23 protein-coding genes are annotated in these 22,161 nt (G+C 74.8%); 13 read left to right on the top strand and 10 right to left on the bottom strand.

The window, feature by feature from the left end:
- Positions 1-64: 64 nt before the first annotated feature.
- The 3 genes from AB0N31_RS27915 to AB0N31_RS27905 are packed head-to-tail and all read left to right on the top strand — an operon-like array spanning position 65 to position 2,140.
- A complete protein-coding gene (locus AB0N31_RS27915; protein ID WP_363086788.1) occupies positions 65-553 on the top strand; it encodes a DUF2771 domain-containing protein in 489 nt (162 codons plus the stop codon).
- Positions 523-1,272: a futalosine hydrolase gene (locus tag AB0N31_RS27910; protein ID WP_366061189.1), complete on the top strand. Its 750-nt coding sequence runs from the start codon at positions 523-525 to the stop codon at positions 1,270-1,272. Before AB0N31_RS27915 ends, AB0N31_RS27910 begins: the two co-directional genes overlap by 31 nt.
- Positions 1,262-2,140 carry a 1,4-dihydroxy-6-naphthoate synthase gene (locus tag AB0N31_RS27905; protein ID WP_366061188.1) on the top strand — a complete coding sequence of 293 codons (879 nt, stop codon included), beginning with the start codon at positions 1,262-1,264 and terminating at the stop codon, positions 2,138-2,140. The genes AB0N31_RS27910 and AB0N31_RS27905 overlap by 11 nt, the downstream gene beginning before the upstream one ends.
- Positions 2,141-2,159: 19 nt before the next feature.
- Here AB0N31_RS27905 and AB0N31_RS27900 read toward each other — a convergent pair whose 3' ends face one another.
- The gene (locus AB0N31_RS27900; RefSeq protein ID WP_366061187.1) at positions 2,160-2,543 is read right to left on the bottom strand and encodes a cold-shock protein; all 384 of its coding nucleotides are present in this window, start codon (positions 2,541-2,543) and stop codon (positions 2,160-2,162) included.
- A gap of 165 nt (positions 2,544-2,708) precedes the next feature.
- On the opposite strand from AB0N31_RS27900, the gene AB0N31_RS27895 reads away from it, so the two are divergent.
- Positions 2,709-2,957, top strand: coding sequence for a hypothetical protein (locus tag AB0N31_RS27895; protein ID WP_366061186.1), 249 nt, complete (start codon positions 2,709-2,711; stop codon positions 2,955-2,957).
- Positions 2,958-2,997: 40 nt separating this feature from the next.
- Here the strand turns inward: AB0N31_RS27895 and AB0N31_RS27890 are convergent, their stop codons facing one another.
- Positions 2,998-3,633, bottom strand: coding sequence for a haloacid dehalogenase-like hydrolase (locus tag AB0N31_RS27890; protein ID WP_366061185.1), 636 nt, complete (start codon positions 3,631-3,633; stop codon positions 2,998-3,000).
- A gap of 189 nt (positions 3,634-3,822) precedes the next feature.
- Positions 3,823-4,806 carry a hypothetical protein gene (locus tag AB0N31_RS27885; protein ID WP_366061184.1) on the bottom strand — a complete coding sequence of 328 codons (984 nt, stop codon included), beginning with the start codon at positions 4,804-4,806 and terminating at the stop codon, positions 3,823-3,825.
- A gap of 273 nt (positions 4,807-5,079) precedes the next feature.
- Here AB0N31_RS27885 and AB0N31_RS27880 point away from each other — a divergent pair, with 273 nt between their 5' ends.
- On the top strand, positions 5,080-7,671 hold the full coding sequence (locus AB0N31_RS27880) for a helicase-associated domain-containing protein (protein WP_366061183.1): 2,592 nt from the start codon (positions 5,080-5,082) through the stop codon (positions 7,669-7,671).
- On the opposite strand, the gene AB0N31_RS27875 is transcribed toward AB0N31_RS27880, so the two are convergent.
- Positions 7,634-8,158, bottom strand: coding sequence for an NUDIX domain-containing protein (locus AB0N31_RS27875; protein ID WP_366061182.1), 525 nt, complete (start codon positions 8,156-8,158; stop codon positions 7,634-7,636). The genes AB0N31_RS27880 and AB0N31_RS27875 overlap by 38 nt on opposite strands.
- Positions 8,159-8,255: 97 nt before the next feature.
- On the opposite strand from AB0N31_RS27875, the gene AB0N31_RS27870 reads away from it, so the two are divergent.
- Positions 8,256-9,902, top strand: coding sequence for a DNA repair helicase XPB (locus tag AB0N31_RS27870; protein ID WP_366061181.1), 1,647 nt, complete (start codon positions 8,256-8,258; stop codon positions 9,900-9,902).
- A 51-nt stretch (positions 9,903-9,953) separates the two neighbouring features.
- On the opposite strand, the gene AB0N31_RS27865 is transcribed toward AB0N31_RS27870, so the two are convergent.
- Both AB0N31_RS27865 and AB0N31_RS27860 read right to left on the bottom strand, forming a co-directional pair.
- A complete protein-coding gene (locus AB0N31_RS27865) occupies positions 9,954-10,343 on the bottom strand; it encodes a hypothetical protein (RefSeq protein WP_366061180.1) in 390 nt (129 codons plus the stop codon).
- 69 nt (positions 10,344-10,412) lie between these two features.
- On the bottom strand, positions 10,413-10,628 hold the full coding sequence (locus tag AB0N31_RS27860) for a hypothetical protein (protein ID WP_366061179.1): 216 nt from the start codon (positions 10,626-10,628) through the stop codon (positions 10,413-10,415).
- Between the two features lie 338 nt (positions 10,629-10,966).
- Between AB0N31_RS27860 and AB0N31_RS27855 the strand changes: the two genes are divergently transcribed.
- Positions 10,967-13,018 carry an ATP-binding domain-containing protein gene (locus AB0N31_RS27855; protein WP_366061178.1) on the top strand — a complete coding sequence of 684 codons (2,052 nt, stop codon included), beginning with the start codon at positions 10,967-10,969 and terminating at the stop codon, positions 13,016-13,018.
- 64 nt (positions 13,019-13,082) lie between these two features.
- On the opposite strand, the gene AB0N31_RS27850 is transcribed toward AB0N31_RS27855, so the two are convergent.
- A complete protein-coding gene (locus tag AB0N31_RS27850; RefSeq protein WP_366061177.1) occupies positions 13,083-13,775 on the bottom strand; it encodes a copper homeostasis protein CutC in 693 nt (230 codons plus the stop codon).
- A gap of 109 nt (positions 13,776-13,884) precedes the next feature.
- Between AB0N31_RS27850 and AB0N31_RS27845 the strand changes: the two genes are divergently transcribed.
- A complete protein-coding gene (locus AB0N31_RS27845; protein WP_366061176.1) occupies positions 13,885-14,574 on the top strand; it encodes a hypothetical protein in 690 nt (229 codons plus the stop codon).
- 27 nt (positions 14,575-14,601) lie between these two features.
- On the top strand, positions 14,602-15,717 hold the full coding sequence (locus tag AB0N31_RS27840) for a GNAT family N-acetyltransferase (RefSeq protein ID WP_366061175.1): 1,116 nt from the start codon (positions 14,602-14,604) through the stop codon (positions 15,715-15,717).
- On the opposite strand, the gene AB0N31_RS27835 is transcribed toward AB0N31_RS27840, so the two are convergent.
- Positions 15,714-15,983, bottom strand: coding sequence for a DUF4031 domain-containing protein (locus tag AB0N31_RS27835; protein WP_366061174.1), 270 nt, complete (start codon positions 15,981-15,983; stop codon positions 15,714-15,716). The genes AB0N31_RS27840 and AB0N31_RS27835 overlap by 4 nt on opposite strands.
- A gap of 7 nt (positions 15,984-15,990) precedes the next feature.
- Positions 15,991-16,380: a hypothetical protein gene (locus AB0N31_RS27830; protein ID WP_366061173.1), complete on the bottom strand. Its 390-nt coding sequence runs from the start codon at positions 16,378-16,380 to the stop codon at positions 15,991-15,993.
- Between the two features lie 55 nt (positions 16,381-16,435).
- On the opposite strand from AB0N31_RS27830, the gene AB0N31_RS27825 reads away from it, so the two are divergent.
- The 3 genes from AB0N31_RS27825 to AB0N31_RS27815 all read left to right on the top strand — a co-directional run bounded on the left by AB0N31_RS27825 (position 16,436) and on the right by AB0N31_RS27815 (position 19,779).
- The gene (locus AB0N31_RS27825; protein WP_366061172.1) at positions 16,436-17,320 is read left to right on the top strand and encodes a MurR/RpiR family transcriptional regulator; all 885 of its coding nucleotides are present in this window, start codon (positions 16,436-16,438) and stop codon (positions 17,318-17,320) included.
- Between the two features lie 70 nt (positions 17,321-17,390).
- Positions 17,391-18,326 carry an N-acetylmuramic acid 6-phosphate etherase gene (gene murQ / locus AB0N31_RS27820; protein WP_366061171.1) on the top strand — a complete coding sequence of 312 codons (936 nt, stop codon included), beginning with the start codon at positions 17,391-17,393 and terminating at the stop codon, positions 18,324-18,326.
- 16 nt (positions 18,327-18,342) lie between these two features.
- Complete coding sequence (locus tag AB0N31_RS27815; RefSeq protein WP_366061170.1) at positions 18,343-19,779, top strand: PTS transporter subunit EIIC; 1,437 nt, start codon at positions 18,343-18,345, stop codon at positions 19,777-19,779.
- Here the strand turns inward: AB0N31_RS27815 and AB0N31_RS27810 are convergent.
- Entirely contained in the window at positions 19,703-21,208 is a 1,506-nt protein-coding gene (locus tag AB0N31_RS27810) for a subtype B tannase (RefSeq protein WP_366061200.1), read from the bottom strand. The two genes, AB0N31_RS27815 and AB0N31_RS27810, sit on opposite strands and share 77 nt — an antisense overlap.
- Positions 21,209-21,575: 367 nt before the next feature.
- Here AB0N31_RS27810 and AB0N31_RS27805 point away from each other — a divergent pair, with 367 nt between their 5' ends.
- Positions 21,576-22,142 (top strand): hypothetical protein, encoded by a 567-nt coding sequence (locus AB0N31_RS27805; protein ID WP_366061169.1) that lies wholly within the window; start codon positions 21,576-21,578, stop codon positions 22,140-22,142.
- The last annotated feature ends 19 nt before the right edge of the window (positions 22,143-22,161 follow it).

Genomic DNA, 22,161 nt, shown 5'->3' with positions numbered 1-22,161 from the left:
AACCCGCGGCCGCGCCGCACCCCACGTAGAAGGAGCGCCGGACGTGCCAGATAGCCTTCGCCCCATGACCTCGATGCGATCCGTTGTGCGACGCCGCCGCGCCGTCGCCGCCGCCGGCGCCGTTTCCGCCGGACTGCTCGTCCTGTCGGCGTGTGACAAGCCGACCCCGCTGTCCACGATCACCGTCGGCTCCTCCTCGGTCAGCTCGGAGGCCACCTGCGGCGGTGAGGACGGCGTCCTCAAGGCCGCGGAGCTGACGAAGTGCCTGGCCGACAAGGACATCAAGTCCATCACCGTCGACCCGGACGAGACCGTCCGCTTCGGCGTCGACCCGGAGGTCGCCGACCAGCGCTGGACGATCCTGATGAACGGTCAGCCGCTCACCGAGGACAGCACCAAGACCTACCGCACCATCCCGGGCAGCGTCTTCTTCAACGCCCAGTACGGCGCCCAGGGCGACTCGACCCTGGTCTCCATCAAGGCGGGCGACGGCAAGAAGGACAGCCAGGCGGTCACCGGCCTGTGGTCGTTCAAGCTGAAGAAGGACGACTGACCACGTCCTCCGTCCGCGTCCTCGTGGCCACCGCGGTCCCCGCCGAACGGGACGCGGTGGCACGGGCCCTGCCGGAGCCCGGCCGCCCGGTGCACGGGCCGGGTGCGACCCTGCACCGCACCGGCGCGGCGTACGACCTCCTCGCGGCCGGCGTCGGCCCCGCCCTCGCCGCCGCGTCCGTCTCCGCCGCCCTCACCGCCGCCGCCCTGGAGAGCACGCCGTACGGCCTCGTCGTCTCGGCCGGCATCGGCGGCGGGTTCCTCCCCGAGGCGCCCGTCGGCTCCCTGGTCGTCGCCGACGCGATCACCGCCGCCGACCTGGGCGCGGAGACCGCCGAGGGCTTCCTGCCGGTGACCGAGCTGGGCTTCGGCACCGTCACCCACCATCCGCCGAAGTCCCTCGTGCGGCAGGTCGCGACCGCCACCGGGGCGCGCACCGGCACCGTCCTGACCGTCTCCACGGTCACCGGCACCGCCGCCCGGGCCGCCGCGCTGCGGGCCCGCCACCCGCGGGCCCTCGCCGAGGCCATGGAGGGCTTCGGCGTCGCCGAGGCCGCCGTCGCGCACGGCGTGCCCGTGCTGGAGGTCCGCGCGGTCTCCAACCCGGTGGGCCCGCGCGACCGCGCCGCCTGGCGCATCGGCGAGGCGCTGGCCGCCCTGACGACGGCCTTCGGGAAGCTCGCACCCGTCCTGGAGAGTTGGAACCCACATGACCGGTGACCCCTTGCAGATCGCGTACTCCCCCTGCCCGAACGACACCTTCGTCTTCGACGCCCTGGCCCACGGCCGCGTCCCCGGCGCGCCCGCGCTCGACGTGACGTTCGCGGACATCGACCTCACCAACGGCATGGCCGAGCGCGGCGAGCACGACGTGCTCAAGGTGTCGTACGCCGTGCTGCCGTACGTCCTCGACGACTACGCGCTGCTGCCCTGCGGGGGCGCGCTGGGGCGGGGGTGCGGGCCGCTGGTGCTGACCCGGGAGGCCGGGGGCGCGGGCGCCTCGCCCGCCGCCGGGGCCGCGGGGCTGACCGGCCGGACCGTGGCCGTGCCGAGCGAGCGGTCGACGGCGTACCTGCTGTTCCGGCTGTGGGCGGCCGACATGGTGCCCGGCGGGGTCGGCGAGATCGCCGTCATGCCCTTCCACGAGATCATGCCGGCCGTGCGGGACGGGAAGGTCGACGCGGGCCTGGTCATCCACGAGGCACGCTTCACCTATCAGAACTACGGACTGCACAAACTCGCGGACATGGGCGAGCACTGGGAGTCCACCACCGGGCTGCCGATCCCGCTCGGCGCCATCATCGCGAAGCGGTCGCTCGGCGCCGCGGCCCTGACCGGCCTCGCCGACTCCATCCGCGCCTCGGTGCGCGCCGCCTGGGACGACCCCGGGGCATCGCGCCCGTACGTCATGGAACACGCCCAGGAAATGGACCCGGCCGTCGCCGACCAGCACATCGGGCTGTACGTCAACGAGTTCACGGCCGACCTCGGCGAGGACGGCTACGCGGCCGTACGCGGACTCCTCACGCGTGCGGCGGCCGAGGGGCTGGTGCCGCCCCTCGGCCCGCGGTCACTCGATTTCCCGTGAACGGGTCGACGCCTTCCGGTCACACGTCCAACTGGTCGGCGACGGCGCGCAGCAGACCCGCGATCTGCTTGCCGGAGTTCTTCTCGGGGTAACGGCCCTTCTCCAGCATCGGCGTGATGTTCTCGAGGAGGGTCGTCAAATCCTGGACGATGGAAGCGAGTTCGTCCGGCTTCTTGCGCTGGGCCGCCGCGACCGAGGGCGTCGGATCGAGGACCACGACCGAGAGCGCCTGGTCACCGCGCTGTCCGGCCACGACGCCGAACTCCACGCGCTGGCCCGGCTTGAGTGTCTCGACTCCGGCGGGGAGGACCGAGGAATGGACGAAGACGTCACCGCCGTCGTCACGGGAGAGAAAGCCGAAGCCCTTCTCACTGTTGAACCACTTGACCTTGCCGGTGGGCACGTCTGTCCTCGTCCTCGTACTCGTCGGGAAAATTGCAGGGGAAACGGCTCTTGACAACACCGCGGCGGGTCGACCTCGACCCGCCGCTACCAAGGCTAATGGTCTTCGCCCGGGTGACAAGACGTCTCCCGGTTGTTCCTTCGCGCTGGGAACTACCCTGGTCGGGTGCGTGACAAAACCCAAACGAATTCCGCCGCTCCCGGTGACCGACTGATCCGTGCCGGTGCCATCGTGTTCTTCATCGGCGCCGTGGCCACACTGGTCACCGTGGCCCCGCTGTTCCTCGGCACGACGCCGTTTCCGACCTACATGTTCGTTCTGAGCATGCTCATGGGCGTCGGGTTCCTGATCGCGGGCGCGGGAGTGCTGCGGTCCGTCGCCGCCGGGCGCCGGCAGGCGCGCGGGGCGCGGTAGCCGACGGGGCGCGGCGGACTCCGGGCGCGGCGGACTCCGGTCAGGCCGCTCCGGCGGCCACGTGTGCGGTGAGCCAGGCCGGGAAGTGCGTCAGGTCCGGCAGGACCACGTCGGCGCCCGCCTCACGCAGGTCGTCCGCGCCGCACGGGCCCGTCGGGACGGCCACCGACAGCGCGCCGGCGGTACGGGCGCCGCGGACGTCTCCGACGTGGTCGCCCACGTAGACGCCGGCGCCGTGCTCGCGCAGCGCCACCGCCTTCTGCTCCGCCCACAGGTTGCCGACGACGGCGTCCGCCTCGATGCCCAGGTGCGTCAGGTGGAGCTCGGCGTTCGGCTCCCACTTCGCGGTGACCACGATCGCCCGGCCGCCCGCCGCCCGCACCGCCTCGACCGCCTCCCGTGCGCCGGGCATCGCGGACGTGCGGGTGACGGCGTACTCCGGGTAGATCTCCCGGTACAGATCGGCCATCACCGCGACCCGCTCGGCCGGGAACCACTGGGCCATCTCGTCCTCCAGCGGCGGCCCCAGCCTCGTCACCACCAGATCCGCGTCGATGTACGTCCCGCTGCGGGCGGCCAGTTCCACATAGGCGGCGTGGATGCCCGGCCGGGAGTCGATGAGGGTCATGTCGAGATCGAACCCGACGACGGGAGCGACGGAGCGCGGGGAAGTCATGCCCCCATTCTGCCGAGCTCCCGCAAGGCCGCGGCGTCGCGGCCCACGCGGGGTCACGGCGTCACGGGCCCCGCTCGGGCGAGGCCGGGAGGGGCACCCCGCAGCGCCGACCGCGCGGCCCGGCCCGGCGGCACCGGCCCCGGCCCGCCCTCGGCGTGCGGCCCGCCGGCCGGTCCGCCACCCGGTCCGCTACCTGGTCCGCTGGGACCGCCACACCAGGAACAGGGCCGAGGCCAGGGCCGCGCCGCGGAGGACCCACGGCCACGTCTCGGCCAGTGCCTCGTTCATGTGGCCCTCGGGGATCGGGGCCCCCCAGCGGCCGGCCGTGCGGCCCCAGAGCCAGACGACGCCCGCCGTGACGGCGAGGCCGGGGAGGACCACGACCGCCCACTTGGTCTCGCGGTCGGACAGCCGCCGGGAGACGTAGGCGATGGCCCAGCCGACGGGCAGCAGGATCCATTCCCCGGTCACCGTGCCCGCCACCAGGCAGGCGGCGGCCAGGAGCAGCAGCGGGTTGGTCCAGCGGCCGCCGCGCGGCGCCGGAAGGAAGCGGCGACGGCGGGCGGCGGGCTCCCCCGGGCCGGACTCCGGTGCCGGCGCCGGGGGTGCCTTCTGCTTCGCCGACGGAGGCGGCGGCGGCGGCTTCAGCATGTCCGCGATCTCCACCCCGCCGACGAACCCCGGCACCTCCTCCCCCAGCCCGAACGGGGTCGTCTCCCGGCGCCACCAGTCCGGGGTCTCCCCGACACCACCCAGTTCGTGCGCGCCCGCGCGGTGCGGCGGCGAGGGGACGTCCGGGGAGGCGGCGGGCGCGTCGGGGCGCGGCCGGGGGCGGGGCACGACGCGCCGCAGCCCTTTGGGCCGGCGTCCGGCGGCGTCCGGCGGTTCCTGCTGCCGCTGGACGGGCACCGCGGCGGGCGGGGCCTGCGGGGCGGCGTCGCCGCGGGTGCCGCCGACCGCCGAGACGACCTCTTCGGGGCTGCCGAGCCGGTCGAGGATGCGGCGGACGGCGGCCGGGCTGTCGACGGGCGCCTTGGCGCGGCGCCGGTCGATCTCGTTGCGCAGTTCGGACACGAGCCGCATGCGCGTGGCCGACGACAACTGCCGCTGCTGCGCCACGTCGCCGACGCGGCTCAGATACTCGTAGACGACCTGATCGCTTTCGATACCCACGAAGTCCCCTCCGGGGCCGGTGCCTTGGATACCCCGCGACACGACGTTAGCGCAGCGTGGCCGCCGCCCCGCCGTTCATGACGGCGGGCGGCGGCGGGAGTTCGGCGCCTGCGGGCGGCGGCGGTCGCCGCGGTCGCCGCACCCGCGGCGGACGTTCCGCGGCTCCGCGGTCACCGGGGAATTGTTCCGTTCGTCCGCCACCCGCCCGCCGCACGGGTTCCCGGCCCCGGCGGCGCCCTCTCCCCGGGCCCGCCACCCGCTACCGTGGAGCGGATGAGCAGCGACGAGAAGCCCTCGGCCCCGCGTTCCCTCGCGGAGGCGCTCCGCGCCCGGGACGACGCGTCCCTGGCCGCGCTCCTGCGCGCCCGCCCCGACCTCGTCACGCCGGTCCCCACCGACCTCACCCAGCTCGCCACCCGCGCCGGGACCCGTGCCTCGGTGGTGCGGGCCCTGGAGCGGCTGGACCGGTTCACGCTCCAGACGGCGGAGGCGCTGGCCGTGGCGGCGGAACCGGCGGCGTACGAGGAGTTGCTGGGGCTGATGGCCGGGGACGAGCGGGACGCGGTCGTCGGGGCCGCCCTTCCCGGGGCGGTGGCCGTGCTGCGGGAGCAGGCCCTGGTCTGGGGCGACGACGACCGGCTCCGGCTGGTCCGCACCGCCCGCGAGCTGCTCGCCCCGTCCCCGCAGCACCCTTCGCCGACCGGGCTCGGCCCGTCCGTGCGGGAGGCCACCGCGGGCATGTCGCCGGGCCGGATCCAGGAGATCGTGACGGCCGCCGGGCTGCCGTCCACCCATGACCCCGTCTCCGCGGCCACCGCGCTGGCCGGCCTGTTCGGCGACCGCCGGAGGATGGACGCGCTGCTCGCCGGGGCTCCCGCCGAGTCCCTCGACGTGCTGGACCGGCTGGTGTGGGGGCCGCCGTACGGGCAGGTCACCGCCGAGCCGGGGGCCCGGCTGCGCTGGCTGCTGGACCGGGGGCTGCTGCTGCCGACCTCGCCCGGCACGGTCGTCCTGCCGCGCGAGGTGGCCCTGCACCTGCGGGCCGGCCGCGCGCACCGCACGCCCGAGCCGGTGCCGCCCGCCGTCGAGCCGGCCGCGACGCACCGTCCGCAGATGGTGGACGCGGCCGCGGCGGGGCAGGCGTACACCGCGCTGGCGACCGTCGAGGAGCTGCTGAAGGAGTGGGACGAGGGCGGCCCCGCGGTGCTGCGCGCGGGCGGACTGAGCCTGCGGGACCTGAAGCGGACGGCCGTCGCCCTGGACGTGTCGGAGCCGATGGCCGCGTTCTGGGTCGAGCTGGCGTACGCCGCCGGGCTGATCGCCTCCGACGGCGAGGCCGACGAGCGGTACGCGGCCACCCCGGCCTACGACGAGTGGCTGGAGCGTCCGGCCGCCGAGCGCTGGGTCCGGCTGGCGGAGGCCTGGCTGGCGGGGACCCGGACGCCGGGACTGGTCGGCGGGCGGGACGCGAAGGAGCGGACGCTGTCGGCGCTCGGGCCGGGCCTGGACCGCTCGGCCGCGCCGGAGGTACGCCGCCGGGTGCTGGCGCTGCTGGCCGGGCTCGCGGAGGGCACCGCGCCGACCGCCGAGTCGGTGCTCGCCCGGCTGAGCTGGGAGCGCCCCCTGCGCGGACCCCAGCGCGAGGACGACCTGCGCGCCCGGCTGGCCGGCTGGACCCTGTCGGAGGCGGAGCTGCTGGGCGTCACGGGCCGGGGCGCCCTGTCGTCCCAGGGCCGGGCCCTCCTCGGCCCGGCGGCGGACCGGCCGGCGGTCCGACGGGACGAGGCGCCTCCCGCGGCCGGGGGCGCGGACTCCGCAGCGGGCCCCGGCGACAGGCTTCCCTTCCCCCACCACAGCGCGGCCCCGGCCGCGACGCCCCTCGCCCCCGGTCCTCTCCCGGCCGCCGAGCAGGCCGTCGCCTCCGCCGCCGCCGTCCGGCTGCTGGCGCCGCTGCTTCCCGAGCCGCTGGACCACGTGCTGCTCCAGGCGGACCTGACCGCGGTGGCACCGGGCCCGCTGCACCGGCCGCTCGCCGACATGCTGGGCGTGCTGGCCGACGTCGAGTCGAAGGGCGGGGCGACCGTCTACCGCTTCACGCCCGGTTCCGTACGCCGTGCTCTGGACGCCGGCCGTACCGCCTCCGACCTGCACGCCTTCCTCGCGGAGCACTCCCGTACGCCGGTTCCGCAGCCGTTGGCGTACCTGATCGACGACGTGGCGCGCCGGCACGGGCATCTCCGGGTGGGCGCGGCCTCGGCGTACGTCCGCTGCGACGACGACGCGATGCTGAACGAGATCCTCGCCGACAAGCGCGCCGTCGCCCTGCGGCTGCGCCGTCTCGCGCCGACCGTGCTGGCGGCCGGGGCCGCCCCGGCGGCCCTCCTCGACGGGCTGCGGGCGATGGGGTTCGCGCCGGCCGCCGAGTCGGCGGAGGGCGACGTCCTGATCACCCGCGCCGACGCCCACCGCAGCCCGCCCCGCACCGCCCCGGAACCGGTGCCGGAGGGTCCGCCCGTCCCCGACGACACCCTGCTGTCGGCCGCGATCCGGGCGATCCGCGCCGGCGACCTGGCGTCCACGGCCCCCCGCAAGCCGGCCGACGACGACGCGGCACAGGCGCCCGGCGCGCTGCCCCGCACCTCGCCCGCGGAGACCCTCGCCACCGTGCAGGCCGCCGTCCTCACCGGCGAGGCCGTGTGGATCGGCTACGTCAACGCCGAGGGGGCCGCCAGCCAGCGCGTCATCGCACCGGTCCGGGTGGAGGGCGGTTTCGTGACGGCGTACGACCACACGGCGGACGAGGTCAGGACGTACCCGCTGCACCGGATCACGGGAGTGGCGGAGCTGGCGGACGACGAGGCGTAGCCGGGTAGCGACGCAGGGCCGCCGCGCCGTCGGGGACGAACGTGCGGCGCCCTGCCATGTCCCACAGCTCGCTCTCGGTGACCCAGGCGTACCAGTCGATCTCGGCCGGGTCGGGGGTGAGGCCGCCGGTGACGACGGCTTCGTGGACGCCGAGCCGGTACGGGCTGATCGCTCCCCGGCACAGGAACCTGAACAGGGGCCGGACCGGCGCCCGCACGCCGAGTTCCTCGGCGAGTTCGCGGGCGGCGGCCCGCTCGTAGGACTCGCCGGGCTCGACGGCTCCGCCGATCAGCCAGTTGTGGCAGCCGGGGAAGCGGGACACGGTCTCCGGCCGCCGGTGCACCAGGAACCGGCCGTGCGCGTCCCGGCAGACGGTCGTGGCGACGCGGTGCAGCCAGTGGCGGGCGACGGCCTCGCCGCGGTCCACCACCCCGATCACCCGATCCTGTTCGTCCACCCGTTCGACCCGCTCGCCCGTGGCTGTCATGAAGGCCACTCCGGCGCACCCCCGCCCCCGTCGTGGCCGGTAGGGCACACTGGACGTTTGGCCGCGTGCCACGGCCGCGAAGGGAAGGGTGCCGCGCGTGAATGGTCCACTCATCGTCCAGTCGGACAAGACCCTGCTCCTGGAGGTCGACCACGAGCGGGCCGACGCGTGCCGTCGGGCCATCGCGCCGTTCGCGGAGCTGGAGCGAGCGCCCGAGCACATCCACACCTACCGGCTGACCCCGCTGGGCCTGTGGAACGCGCGCGCCGCCGGGCACGACGCCGAGCAGGTGGTGGACGCGCTCGTGGAGTTCAGCCGGTACCCGGTGCCGCACGCGCTGCTGGTGGACATCGCCGAGACGATGGACCGCTACGGGCGGCTGACGCTCAGCAAGCACCCCGCGCACGGTCTCGTGCTGACCACCACGGACCGGCCGGTCCTGGAGGAGATCCTGCGGTCCAAGCGGGTCGCCCCGCTGGTCGGGGCCCGGATCGACCCCGACACGGTCGCCGTGCACCCCTCCGAGCGCGGGCAGATCAAGCAGACGCTGCTGAAGCTGGGCTGGCCCGCCGAGGACCTCGCCGGGTACGTCGACGGCGAGGCGCACCCGATCGAGCTGGCCGAGGACGGCTGGGCGCTGCGGCCCTACCAGAAGCAGGCCGTGGAGAACTTCTGGCACGGCGGGTCCGGGGTCGTCGTCCTGCCCTGCGGCGCCGGCAAGACGCTGGTCGGGGCCGGGGCGATGGCGCAGGCCAAGTCGACCACGCTGATCCTGGTCACCAACACCGTCTCCGCCCGGCAGTGGAAGCACGAGCTGATCAAGCGGACGTCGCTGACCGAGGAGGAGATCGGCGAGTACAGCGGGACGCGCAAGGAGATCCGCCCCGTCACCATCGCCACCTACCAGGTGCTGACGACCAGGCGGAAGGGCGTCTACCCGCACCTGGAGCTGTTCGACTCCCGTGACTGGGGGCTGATCGTCTACGACGAGGTGCACCTGCTGCCGGCGCCGGTCTTCAAGTTCACCGCCGACCTCCAGGCGCGGCGCCGGCTGGGCCTGACGGCCACGCTGGTGCGCGAGGACGGCCGCGAGTCGGACGTGTTCTCCCTCATCGGGCCGAAGCGGTTCGACGCTCCGTGGAAGGAGATCGAGGCGCAGGGCTACATCGCGCCCGCGGACTGCGTCGAGGTCCGGGTGAACCTGACGGACTCCGAGCGGCTCGCGTACGCGACCGCCGAGGCCGAGGAGAAGTACCGCTTCTGCGCCACCACCGAGACCAAGCGGAAGGTGACGGAGGCGATCGTGCGGCGGTTCGCCGGGCAGCAGATCCTCGTCATCGGGCAGTACATCGACCAGCTCGACGAGCTGGGGGAGCACCTGGACGCGCCGGTCATCAAGGGCGAGACGTCCAACGCCCAGCGCGAGAAGCTGTTCGAGTCGTTCCGGCAGGGCGAGATCAGCGTGCTGGTGGTGTCGAAGGTCGCGAACTTCTCGATCGACCTGCCCGAGGCGACGGTCGCCATCCAGGTGTCGGGCACCTTCGGCTCGCGCCAGGAGGAGGCGCAGCGGCTGGGGCGGGTGCTGCGGCCGAAGGCGGACGGCCACCAGGCGCACTTCTACTCGGTCGTCGCCCGCGACACGCTCGACCAGGACTTCGCCGCCCACCGGCAGCGCTTCCTCGCCGAGCAGGGCTACGCCTACCGGATCATGGACGCGGACGAACTGCTGGCGGAGGACGCCTGAGCGGGAGCGGGGACCACGGCGCGGGCGGAGGACGCCCGACCGGGGCGGGGCCTACGGCGCGGGCAGGGTGAACACCAGGAACAGCACGGTCAGCGGCGGCAGCAGCGACGCGGCGGCCAGACAGGCGCGCACGGCCGACCAGCGGCGCTTCCAGGGCAGGGCCCAGGCGGAGACGAAGGCGGCCAGGGTGACCGGTCCGCCGAATTCGAGGATGCCGTAGATCAGCGCCAGGGACGTGTTCAGCGCCGACGAGCAGTCGTCGGGACCGCAGCTGTCGGTCGCCATCGCCGAGAGGCCGCCCAGGAACAGGGCCGCCGGCCCCAGGAAGACCAGCAGAACGGTCGCGACGAGCGGGGCCACCCAGGCATGGCGGTCCTGGTCGGCGGGGACCGGGACGAGGGTCGCGTGCGGTGCCGGATACGCGGGGTGCGGTGTCGTCATGCCCCGAGTGAACCGCCGGGAGGTGCGGGCGGGCATCGGCGCGGGTACTCAGCCGGGCGCCGCGCGTACTCAGTCGCGTGGCGGTACCGGCGGGGGCTCCCGGCGGCGGACGCCCACCTCCTCGCCGTACTCGCCGAGGATCACCACGTCGAAGGCCGCGCCCGCGAAGACGCGTACCGCGTGCAGGGCGTCGCCCAGACGGTGGTGGTGAGGGGTGCCGGAGACGGAGGTCGCGCCGGACGGGCGGCCCGGGGCGGGGGCTGGATTGAAGGTCGCTGCGCTCATGCCTCCATGGTGCGATCGCGGACATAAGGGCGGCATCGGTCTGGGGAGCCACTTCGGGTGGACTTTCCGTCCACCCCCGGGCGGAGCGGTTCCTCCGGGGAGAGAGGGCCCCGTCCCCTAGGGGACGGAAGGCGGAAGGGAAGAGGGGAAGGCGGACGGCGGACAGGCGACAGGCTGGCGGGCAGGACGGAGGCCGGGCGGAAACCCGTTGGCTTCACGGGGCTCCCAGGTCCTAGAATCTCCGCTCTTGCCCGCCTCCCCAGGGAGCGCCGCCGCCCGGACGGAAACCGGACGGCTTCCCCGCAGTCACCCCTTTCCGCAGGCCCGGAGGCACCCCCTTGTCCACACCCGTGTCCGCCGCCGACCCGCTCCTCCGCGAGCGCTCCCACCTCGCCGCCTCCCGCGCCGCGCTGCGCGCCATGCGCGAGGACGTGCAGTCCCTCGACATCAGCGACGTCACCGCCAACTGGGTCAACGCACAGATCCTGGAGCGCCAGATCGCGGACCGCGTCAAGGCGCTCGCCGACCTCAGCGACACCCCGCTGTTCTTCGGCCGGCTGGACTACCTCCACGCCCCCGGCGCCGAGCGGGCCGAGGGTGCGGAAGGGGAACGCTTCTACATCGGGCGCCGGCACGTCCACGACCACGACGGCGACCCGATGGTCATCGACTGGCGCGCGCCGGTCTCGCAGCCGTTCTACCGGGCCTCCAGGAAGGACCCGATGGACGTCGGCCTCCGGCGCCGCTTCGGCTACACCGGGGGCGACCTCACCGCGTACGAGGACGAGCACCTCTCGGACCCGGCCGAGGCGGCCACCACCAGCAAGCTGCTCCAGCGGGAGATCGAACGGCCGCGTGTCGGCCCGATGCGCGACATCGTCGCCACCATCCAGCCCGAGCAGGACGAGATCGTCCGCAGCGGACTGGGCGGCTCGGTGTGCGTGCAGGGCGGCCCCGGCACCGGGAAGACGGCCGTCGGCCTGCACCGGGTGGCGTACCTGCTGTACGCGCACCGCGAGCGGCTGGCCCGCACCGGCACGCTGGTCATCGGCCCGAACCGGTCCTTCCTCAGCTACATCGAGCAGGTGTTGCCCGCCCTGGGCGAGCTGACGGTCCGCCAGGCCACCGTCGACGACCTCGTCGCGCAGGTGGAGGTGCGGGGCACGGACGAGGCCCCCGCGGCGATCGTCAAGGGCGACGCGAGGATGGCCGAGGTGCTGCGGCGGGCGCTGTACTCCCACGTCACCCTGCCGACCGAGCCGGTCGTCGTCGTCCGCGGATCGCGCCGCTGGCGGGTCCCGGCGTACGAACTGGACCAGATCGTCCGCGAGTTGCTCGACCGCGGCATCCGCTACGGCGCCGCCCGCGACGCCCTCCCGCAGCGCGTCGCGCACGCCGTGCTGGTGCAGATGGAGCGGGCCGGAGAGGCGCCCGACGACCGGGTGCAGGACGCCGTGGCCCGCAACAGCGCCGTCAAGGCCGCCGTGAAGGCCGTCTGGCCGCCCGTCGACCCGGCGAAGCTGGTGCTGCGGCTGCTCACGGACGCGGAGTTCCTCGCGGAGCACGCGGAGGGGATCCTGACCGAGGAGGAGCGCACAACGATCCTGTGGGCGAAGCCGGTGCGGTCGGTGAGGTCGGCCAGGTGGTCCGCCGCGGACGCGGTGCTGATCGACGAGGCCGGCGACCTCGTGGAGCGCACGCACTCCCTGGGCCATGTCGTCCTCGACGAGGCGCAGGACCTGTCCCCCATGCAGTACCGCGCGGTCGGCCGCCGCTGCACCACGGGCAGCGCGACCGTCCTGGGCGACCTGGCGCAGGGCACCACGCCCTGGGCGACGCGCAGTTGGGAGGAGGCCCTCGCGCACCTCGGCAAGGCCGACGCGGTGATCGAGGAACTGACGGCCGGCTTCCGCGTTCCGACGGACGTCATCGCCTACGCCTCCCGGCTGCTGCCCCACATCGCGCCGGGCCTGACGCCGGTCGCCTCCGTCCGGGAGAACGCCGGCTCCTTCGAGATCCGCGCGGTGTCCGACGACGGGGACGTCGTCGCCGCCTGCGAGGAGTCGCTCCGCAACGAGGGGTCGACGGGCCTCATCGCGGCCGACGTCCGCGTGCCCGCGCTGGCGGAGGCCCTCGGGGCGGCGGGGATCCCCTTCCTGGCCCCGGGCGAGGAGACCACCCGGGAGACCCGCCTGACCCTGGTCCCGGCCTCCCTGGCCAAGGGCCTGGAGTACGACCACGTCGTCCTGGACGAGCCGAGCGCGGTGGTGGACGCCGAGCCGGACGAACGGACGGGACTGCGACGCCTGTACGTGGCGCTGACCCGAGCCGTCTCGGGGCTGGTGGTCACCCACGCCACCGGCCTGCCGCCCCAACTGGCCGACCGGTAGAAGCCTTTCCGGCAGGAGCCGCCCGCCGCCGCCCGGGTGACCCGGGCGGCCGGACACCCTCGCCTCACCCCTCGTCCAGCACCCGCCGCCACTCCTCCACGGCCCCCGCCGACACCGGCCCCCGCCAGCCGTCCGGCCGGGCCGCCCCGCCGATGTGGAACGCGCCGACGCCCGCCGCCCGCAGCGCCGGCACGTGGTCGAGCCGCAGCCCTCCCCCCGCCAGGACCTCCTGCTCGTACCCCTGCTCCCCCCGCCGGCCCGCCTCCGCGACCAGCACGGGCAACCCGTCGTCGACGCCCGCGGCCGATCCGGCCGTGAGGTAGGTGTCGAGTCCGGGCAGCCCCTCGCACTGCTTGCGCAGGGCGTCCCGGTCGGCTGTGTGGTCGATGGCCCGGTGGAACGTCCACGGGCAGCCGTCCAGTTCCGCGACCACCCGCTCGACTGCGGCCAGGTCCACGCCGCCCTCCGCGTCGAGGAAGCCGAGCACGAACTGGTCCGCCCCCTCCGCCCGCAGCGTTCCGGCGGCCCGGACGAGCCGCCCGACGTCCCCGGCGGCGAACCCGTCGGTCAGACGCAGCATGACGCGCAGGTCGATGTCGACGGCGGCCCGGACGGCGGCGAACGTCGCGGCGGGCGGGGTGAGCCCGTCGGCGGCGATGTCGGTGACCACTTCGAGGCGGTCGGCGCCTCCGGCCCGGGCGGCGACCGCGTCCCGCGCGTCGAGGGCGATCACCTCCAGGACTGCACGCTTGCTCATGGGACCCCATTCATCGACGGCTCTACAGGTCTAGTCCAATTCCAGAGTACGCCTGCGGGCCGCCGCGCTCACCCCCGCGTCCCCGGCCGGGCCGGGCGAGAATGACGGCATGGCCGACCGTCCCGCACCCGACCGCCCCCGCGCCGGAGACACCGCCCCGCAAGCCCTGCGCGCCCGCTTCCGCCGCACCCTCGAAGCCGCCCGCGCCCCGGCCTTTGCCGCCGGCCCGGACCCCCTGCCCTACGCCGACGACCTCCTCCGCCGCTGGCAGGAGCCGCAGCGCCGCTACCACACGCTCACCCACCTCACCGCGGTCCTCGACCGGATCGACACGCTCCAGGAGTACGCCGACGACCCGGACGTCGTCCGCCTGGCCGCCTGGTTCCACGACGCCGTCCACCTCCCCGACCGCTCCGAGAACGAGGACCGCTCCGCCCGCCTCGCCGAGCTCGCGCTCCCCGAGGCCGGACTGTCGCGGGCGAAGACCGCCGAGGTGGCCCGCCTGGTCCGGCTGACCGTCACCCACGACCCGGCCGACGACGACCGCGACGGCCGGGTGCTGTGCGACGCCGACCTCGCGATCCTCGCCGCGCCGCCGTCGGCGTACGCCGCCTACACGGCCGAGATCCGCGAGGAGTACCACTTCGTGCCCAGCGACGCCTTCCGCGAGGGCCGGGCCGCCGTACTGCGCCATCTCCTCGGCCTGCCCCGGCTGTTCCGCACCCCGTACGGGGCGCGGGAGTGGGAGGCGACCGCCCGGTACAACATGCGCGCGGAGCTGGACATGCTGTCGGTCTGAGCCCCGCACCCGCCTACCCTGCACGTCATGCGCGCATGGGGCGGGGATCAGGTGACGGAGGCCGTCGCGGGCAGCGTGGAGCTGCTGCGGACGGTGACGGACGAGGACTGGACCGGTGTGAGGGCCGGCCGGCTGGAGTGGACCTGCCGGCGGACGGCGGAACACGTGGCGAGCGATCTCATCGCCTACGCCGGGCAGTTGGCGGGCCGGGCGCAGACGGCGTACGTGCCCTTCGAGATCGCCTTCGACGAGGGCACCGACCAGGCGGGCGTCCTGGACGTCGTCGAGACCACCGGCGCCCTGCTCGCCGCCACCGTCCGCACCGCCCCGCCCCGGGTCCGCGCCTTCCACCCCTACCCCTTCCGCAGTGCGAACCGCGAGGGCTTCGCCGCGATGGGCATCACCGAGGTCCTCCTGCACACCCACGACATCGCCGAGGGCCTGGGCCTGGCGTACGAGCCGCCCGCCGGGCTGTGCGAGGCCGTCCTCAGCCGGATCTTCCCGCACGTCCGGCCGGGCCCCGAGCCCTGGCCGACCCTGCTGTGGGCCACCGGCCGCGGCGAACTGCCCGGCCGCGCCCCGGTCACCGGCTGGTGCTGGAACAACAACCTGGTCCTGCCCGCCGAACGCCTCACCCTCGAAGGCGTCACCCCGGCGGCCGCCGCCGACCTGGTCGCGGGTGGCGACGGCGGTTTCGGCTGGCTCGGCGACGCGCCCTACGAGGGCACCCGCGAGGTCGCCGCCGGCCTGCTGAAGGCGTACGACGCGGGGGTGCACCGGCCCGAGTTCGGGGTGTTCGTCCTCGTCCGGCGGGCGGACGGCCGGGCCGTCGGCAGCCTGGGCTTCCACGGGATGCCCGACGAGGAGGGCCGCACCGAGATCGGCTACGACCTCGTGGAGCCCGCCCGCGGCCACGGCTACGCCACCGAGGCGGTCGACGCCCTCGCGCAGTGGGCGCTCGCGCGGGACGACGTGGGCCTGCTGTACGCGGCGGTGGAGGAGGCGAACACCCCCTCGCAGGCCGTGCTGACCCGCGCCGGGTTCGTCCGGGCCGACGTGGCGCGGGAGTCCCTCCTGGAGGGCGACACGCTACGGCTGTACACGCGCCGCGCCCCGCGGGCCTCCGGGCCGGCCCATCGCTAGGGCAGGCTGCGCCCCTTGGGCCGTCGCAGTCCGGCCGCCGTCAGCAGCCGGACCACCTCGCGGCTGCTGACCCGCACCGCGCCGGCCGCGACCACGTCGGGGTACCGGTGCGAGGGGATGTCGTAGTGGTCGCGTTCGAAGGCCCGCCGCGGCACGCCCAACCCGTCGGCGAACGCGTGCAGTTCGTCGAAGGACACGTCGCTGACGAGGTGGGACCACATCCGTCCGTGGCCGGGCCAGTCCGGCGGATCGACGTAGATCGTCACGCGCGCCTCACGAGGCCCGGCCGGACGCCGACCCCAGCGCCCCGACCGCCGCGACCTTCACCCCCGCCCGGTGGCACACCCAGTGCGGGTCGGGCCCCAGTTCGGGCTCGACCTCCAGGGCGTGCGGGTCGCCCGAGCCGCACACCGGGCAGATCGGCCAGCGGCCGTGGCGCTCCAGCAGGGCGTCCTGCACGTCCTGCGCCACCAGTCCGGCCACGAAGGCCACGCCGTCCGGCCACTGCTCGACCCACCAGCGCCGCTGCGTCACGGACTCCTCGACCAGGGACACCACGTCCGCCGCGGCCACCTCGCCCGAGGCCAGGTCGGCGAGGACGAGGGCGCGCGCGGCGTGCAACGCCTGTTCCAGGGGGCTGATGCGGGGAGGGGAGGGGTCCATGCGTCCATTGTGCGCACTCTTGACCGTGACACGGAGCCGGAAATATTTTTCAGGGGTGCCCCAGGACGTGACGGAAATTTTCGGCGGCGCCCTCGCCGCCCGGGTCCGCGCGCTCGCCCCGTCCATGACCCGCTCGGTGCAGCGCGTCGCCGAGACCGTCGCGGGCGACCCCGCGGGCTGCGCGGCGCTCACCGTCACGCGCCTCGCGGAACGCACCGGCACCAGCGAGGCGACCGTCGTGCGCACCGCCCGGCTGCTCGGCTACCCCGGCTACCGCGACCTGCGGCTCGCCCTCGCCGGGCTCGCGGCGCAGCAGCAGTCCGGCCGCGCCCCCGCCATCACCACCGACATCGCGGTCGACGACCCGATCGCGGACGTCGTCGCCAAACTCGCCCACGACGAACGCCAGGCCCTCGCCGACACCGCCGCCGGTCTCGACACCGTGCAGCTCGGGGCGGCGGTGGCGGCGGTGGCCGCCGCCCGCCGGACGGACGTCTACGGTGTCGGCGCGTCCGGGCTCGTCGCCCAGGACCTCGTGCAGAAGCTGCTGCGGATAGGGCTCATGGCCCACGCCCACAGCGACCCGCACCTCGCGGTGACGAACGCGGTGCAGTTGCGGGCGGGGGACGTCGCCGTGGCGATCACGCACTCCGGGTCGACGCGGGACGTCGTCGAACCGCTGCGGGTCGCCTTCGAGCGGGGTGCCACGACCGTCGCCATCACCGGGCGGCCGGGCGGGGCGGTCGCGCAGTACGCGGATCAGGTGCTGACGACGTCGACGGCCCGGGAGAGCGAGCTGCGGCCCGCGGCGATGTCGTCCAGGACCGGCCAGCTGCTGGTGGTGGACTGCCTGTTCGTGGGGGTGGCGCAGCGCACGTACGACACCGCGGCACCGGCGCTGGCCGCGTCGTACGAGGCCCTGGCCCACCGGCACCGGTAGACCGTGGGGACACGTCGGCCGACCCGCGCCGGAGTCGGCCGTCCCGCGCCGGAGAGAAAGAGCCGCTGCCATGACCTCGACCCCCCGCCCCGACGACCTGCTCGCCCAGCTCGGATCGCTCACCACCGAGGCCTTCCGGCCCGAACTCGCCGAGATCGACCGGCTGCCCACCCTCGACATCGCCCGGCTCATGAACGGCGAGGACGCCCAGGTGGCCGCCGCCGTGGCCGCGCGGCTGCCCGAGATCGCGGCCGCCGTCGACGCGATCGCCGCGCGGATGGAGCGCGGCGGCCGTCTGGTGTACGCCGGGGCGGGAACGGCCGGGCGGCTCGGCGTGCTGGACGCGTCCGAGTGTCCGCCGACCTTCAACGCGGCCCCCGGCCAGGTCGTGGGACTCGTCGCGGGCGGGCCGCCGGCGATGGTGACCTCCGTCGAGGGCGCCGAGGACTCGCGGGAGCTGGCGCGGGCGGATCTGGCCGGCCTCGCGCTGGCCGCCGGGGACACGGTGGTCGGGATCTCCGCCTCGGGGCGCACCCCGTACGCGATCGGCGCGGTGGAGTACGCGCGCTCGGCCGGCGCGCTGACCGTCGGGCTGGCCTGCAACCCGGGCAGTGCGCTGGCCGCGGCCGCCGAGCACGGCATCGAGGTGGTCGTCGGGCCCGAGCTGCTCACCGGGTCGACCCGGCTGAAGGCGGGCACCGCGCAGAAGCTGGTGCTGAACATGCTGTCGACGATCACGATGATCCGGCTGGGCAAGACGTACGGGAACCTGATGGTCGACGTACGGGCCTCGAACGAGAAGCTGCGGGCCCGCTCGCGGCGGATCGTCTCGCTGGCGACGGGCGCGGACGACGCGGAGATCGAGCGGGCCCTCGACGTCACCGGCGGCGAGGTGAAGAACGCGATCCTCGTGCTGCTCGCCGGGGTCGACGGGCCGTCGGCCACCCGCCTTCTGGAGGAGTCCGGCGGCCATCTGCGTGCCGCGCTCGCCGCCGCGCGCTCCTGACCCGCACGCTCAGCAGGTGCCTACCGATGACCGTGCCACCGCCGCCGCGCTCCTGCCCCTGGTCGGCGGCCCCGCGAACGTGACCTCCGTCGCCCACTGCATGACCCGGCTGCGGCTGGGCCTCGCCGATCCGTCACGGGCGGACGAGGAGGCGCTGCGGGCGGTGCCCGGGGTGCTGGGGCTCGTCGTGGACGGCGGTGCGTACCAGGTGGTGCTCGGGCCGGGAGTCGTCGGGCGGGTGACGGCGGCGTTCGAGGAGCTGGTGGGCCGGCCGACGGTGGCGGCGGAACTGGCTGCGCGGGGAGCGGAGTTGAAGGGCGAGCAACAGCGGCGCAACGCCACGCCCGGCAGGACCGCGCTGCGCCGCCTCGCCGCCGTCTTCGTGCCCCTCATCCCCGCCCTGATCGGCTGCGGAGTCCTCGCCGGCGTCAACGGGCTGCTGGTCAACGCCGGTTGGCTGCCCTGGCTGACGCCCGCCCTGGCCGCCGTGGCGTCCGCCTTCATGGCGCTGATCGCGGTGTTCGTCGGCGTCGGCACGGCGAAGGAGTTCGGCGGCACGCCCGTGCTGGGCGGGGCGGTGGCGGCGGTCGTGGTGTATCCGGGCGTCGCGAAGGTCACGGCGTTCGGGGTGACGCTCGCCCCCGGTCAGGGCGGGGTCCTCGGCGCGCTGGCGGCGGCGCTGCTGGCGACGTGCGTGGAGAGGTGGTGCCGGGGCCGGGTCCCGGCGGCCCTGGACGTGCTGCTGACCCCGACCCTGACCGTCCTCGTCGCCGGCCTGGCCACGCTGTACGGCCTGATGTGGGCGGCCGGCGCGGTCTCGACCGCCATCGGCACGGCGGCGGACTGGCTGCTGACGACGACGGGCGCGTTCGCCGGCCTGGTCCTGGGCGGGCTGTTCCTCCCGCTGGTGATGCTGGGCCTGCACCAGGCCCTCATCCCCATCCACACCACGCTCATCGAACAGCAGGGCCACACCGTGCTGCTGCCCGTCCTGGCGATGGCGGGCGCGGGCCAGGTGGGCGCGGCCCTCGCGGTCTACGTCCGCCTGCGCCACGACACCTCGTTGCGCACGACGATCAGGTCGGCGCTCCCCGCCGGCCTGCTGGGCGTCGGCGAACCCCTCATCTACGGCGTCTCGCTCCCGCTCGGCCGCCCCTTCCTCACGGCCTGCGTGGGCGGGGCGGCCGGCGGGGCCTTCGTCGGCTTCTTCGCGATGCTCGGCGACCGGGTCGGCGCGACCGCGATCGGCCCGTCCGGCTGGGCCCTCCTCCCCCTGCTCGCCGGGAACCGGGGCTGGGGCGTCCTCCTCGCGATCTACGCGGGCGGGCTGCTGACGGGGTACGCGGTCGGCTTCGCCGCCACCTACCTCTTCGGCGTCACCGACCGCGTCCTGGCAGCCGCCGGCTCCGGACGCCCGGCCGGTGACCGGTCACCTGAGCGATCCAGCCGATGAACTCGCCCGGGTCCTGGTCGGCGCCGTGGCCGCCGTCCCAGTAGTAACGGGCGTCCACGTCGTCGCCGAGGTTCTCCAGGCGGGTCGCCAGATTGGCGACGACGGACAGGGACGTGTCGCTGTCCTTGGTGCCGACCCGGATCCACCAGTGCTTCGCGCGGTGCGGGTTGACCTGGTCGACGAGGTGGTGCATCGGGTTCATCAGCCGCAGCTTGGCGGGGATGTCGGGGGCCAGGCGGGCGCCGGCGCCCTGTTCGTGGCGCAGGCTGAAGAGGGTGAAGTGGCGGGCCCCGGTGGTGCCGGTGCCGTAGAGGTTGTTCTCCGGGGTGGTCAGGCCGAAGGCGTCGAAGGAGGGGGCGTTCTTCTTGCGGGGGCCGACGTGGGTGAGGAAGTCGGCCCAGGTGAAGCGGGCCCGGCCGCCGGACCAGGTGAGGAAGGGGTGCGCGGCGAGGTAGTCGGCGCGGGCGTCGTCCGTGAGGGCGGCGAGGAACCGGGTGGCGGACGGCTGGAGGTACTTCTCCACCAGGTGGTCGTCGAGGTTGCGGGCGGTGAGGGTGCCGTGTCCCTCGGTGCGCAGGCCGAGGGTCGGCAGGTAGTCGGCGTACCGGGCGGTGAGTTCCCTGGACAGGGTCTGGTCGACGAGGGCACCGGAGGCGAGCGGACTGCCGCCCCAGTTCCATTCGTAGGCGGCGTCGGCGTGCTCCAGGTCGGTGATGGGGCACCAGTCGCCGCTGGCGAAGATCGCGTCGGAGGCGTCGGCCGCGCCGATCTCCGCGAGGTAGGGCTCGTACAGGGGGCTGTCGCCGGAGGCGCCGAGCAGCGCGGACAGGGCGCCGCCCGCGCTGACCCCGGAGGAGACGATCCGCTCGACGTCGCCGGGCACCCGGCCCTTGTTGGCTTTCAGGTACCGCACCGCCGCCTTGAGGTCGACGATGGCGGCGGGGGCCGTGCCGTAGTACACGCCGTCGGCGTCGACGAGGGTGCGGCCGCGCGCGCCCGGCTCGACGACGACGTATCCGGCGGCCAGCGCGAGCGCCTGCCGGCTGGTGCCGCCGCCCATGCCGGAGGCGATGATCCCGGTGTTGGCCGCCACCGAGGACGGCATGTAGCCGCCGACGGAGTTGGCGAGCAGGATCGGTGCGTCGGTGGCGTCGACGGGGCTGCCGTCGACGGACACGGGGACGCTGACGTTGAGGGACTGGTAGGCCGCGTTCACCGGGCGGGCCACGTAACTGGCGACCTTGAAGAACCGGTAGGTGACGCTGTGGACGGTGCCGGTGGTGTCCCTGACGGCGATGGTCTGCTCGGTGTGGGCGGCCGGGTCGAAGACCAGCGCCGGCTCCGCGCCGACCGGCTGCCCCTTCGTGGCGGCCCGGGCGCTCCCGGCGAACCCGAGAGCGGGCGCGGCACCGGCCGCGGTGAGCCCCATGACCACAGTTCTGCGCTTCACTCGCTTCACATCCGTCTCTGCACTGGGCGGCTCGTTCGCCGCGACCCTCCCAATCGTCGCCAAAATTGTCAACAATAAAGGCGGCCAAGGGGCCCTAAGTTGGCGGGAATCCGATCGGGGCGTGGCCCGTACCGGGGCAGCCGCGGAGTGGTGGCGAAGGCGCCGTCCGGCCCCGGCCCGGACCGGAACACACCGGGCGCGCCCCGGCTTGTCGGTGGGGTGTGCGACGGTTGAGTCACCGGTGCCGCACGACCGCGCACCCGGGCCGCGGGAAGGCCCGCGGCGAGGCCGCGCACCGGGACAGCACGCCGCAGGACAGCAGCCGCAGGAAACGGAGACGCCCGTCATGAACCACGCCCAGCTCACCCACCTGGGCCGCGCCCTGCGGCTGCTCGGTGAGCACGGGGACGCCCTGACCGCCGACACCCCCGACGCCAAGCTGCACGAGGTCAAGGCGGATCTGCGGCGCGCTCTGGAACTCCTGGAGGAGGGCGTGACCTCGGCCGCGCCCAGCACACGGTGCGCCGAGCACCCCAACGGGCCGGTGGACCAGGCCGCCCCCGACCTGTGCCTGCTGTGCGAGACCCGGCGGCGGGCGGCCCGGCGCGCCGAGTTCAACGGACCCGCCCCGCAGACCCCGCACCCCACCGCCCCGTCCCGTTACGGCACCCGCGGCGACCGCCCCCAGCCCCAGCAGCGCTGGCTGCCGGAGCTGTGGAACGGCCAGGAGTGGCAGCTGTGCGGCACCCCCAGGCGCGACCGCCACGAGGCCGAGCTGTACCTCGCCGCCCTGCGCCGGGGCTCCCGCCCCGCCATGGCCTACCGCCTGGTGCACGAGTTCACCGACTACGAGGTGCTGCGCGTCTGGGGGATCCCGGTGAAGGTCGACATCGAGCCCATGGGCAACCTGTAGTCCGGCCGCCCTCCCGGCT

The sequence above is a fragment of the Streptomyces sp. NPDC051051 genome, assembly GCF_040682975.1.
GTDB lineage: Bacteria > Actinomycetota > Actinomycetes > Streptomycetales > Streptomycetaceae > Streptomyces.
Note: the sequence above shows the minus strand (reverse complement) of the source record. Positions and strands in the feature narration are given on the sequence as shown.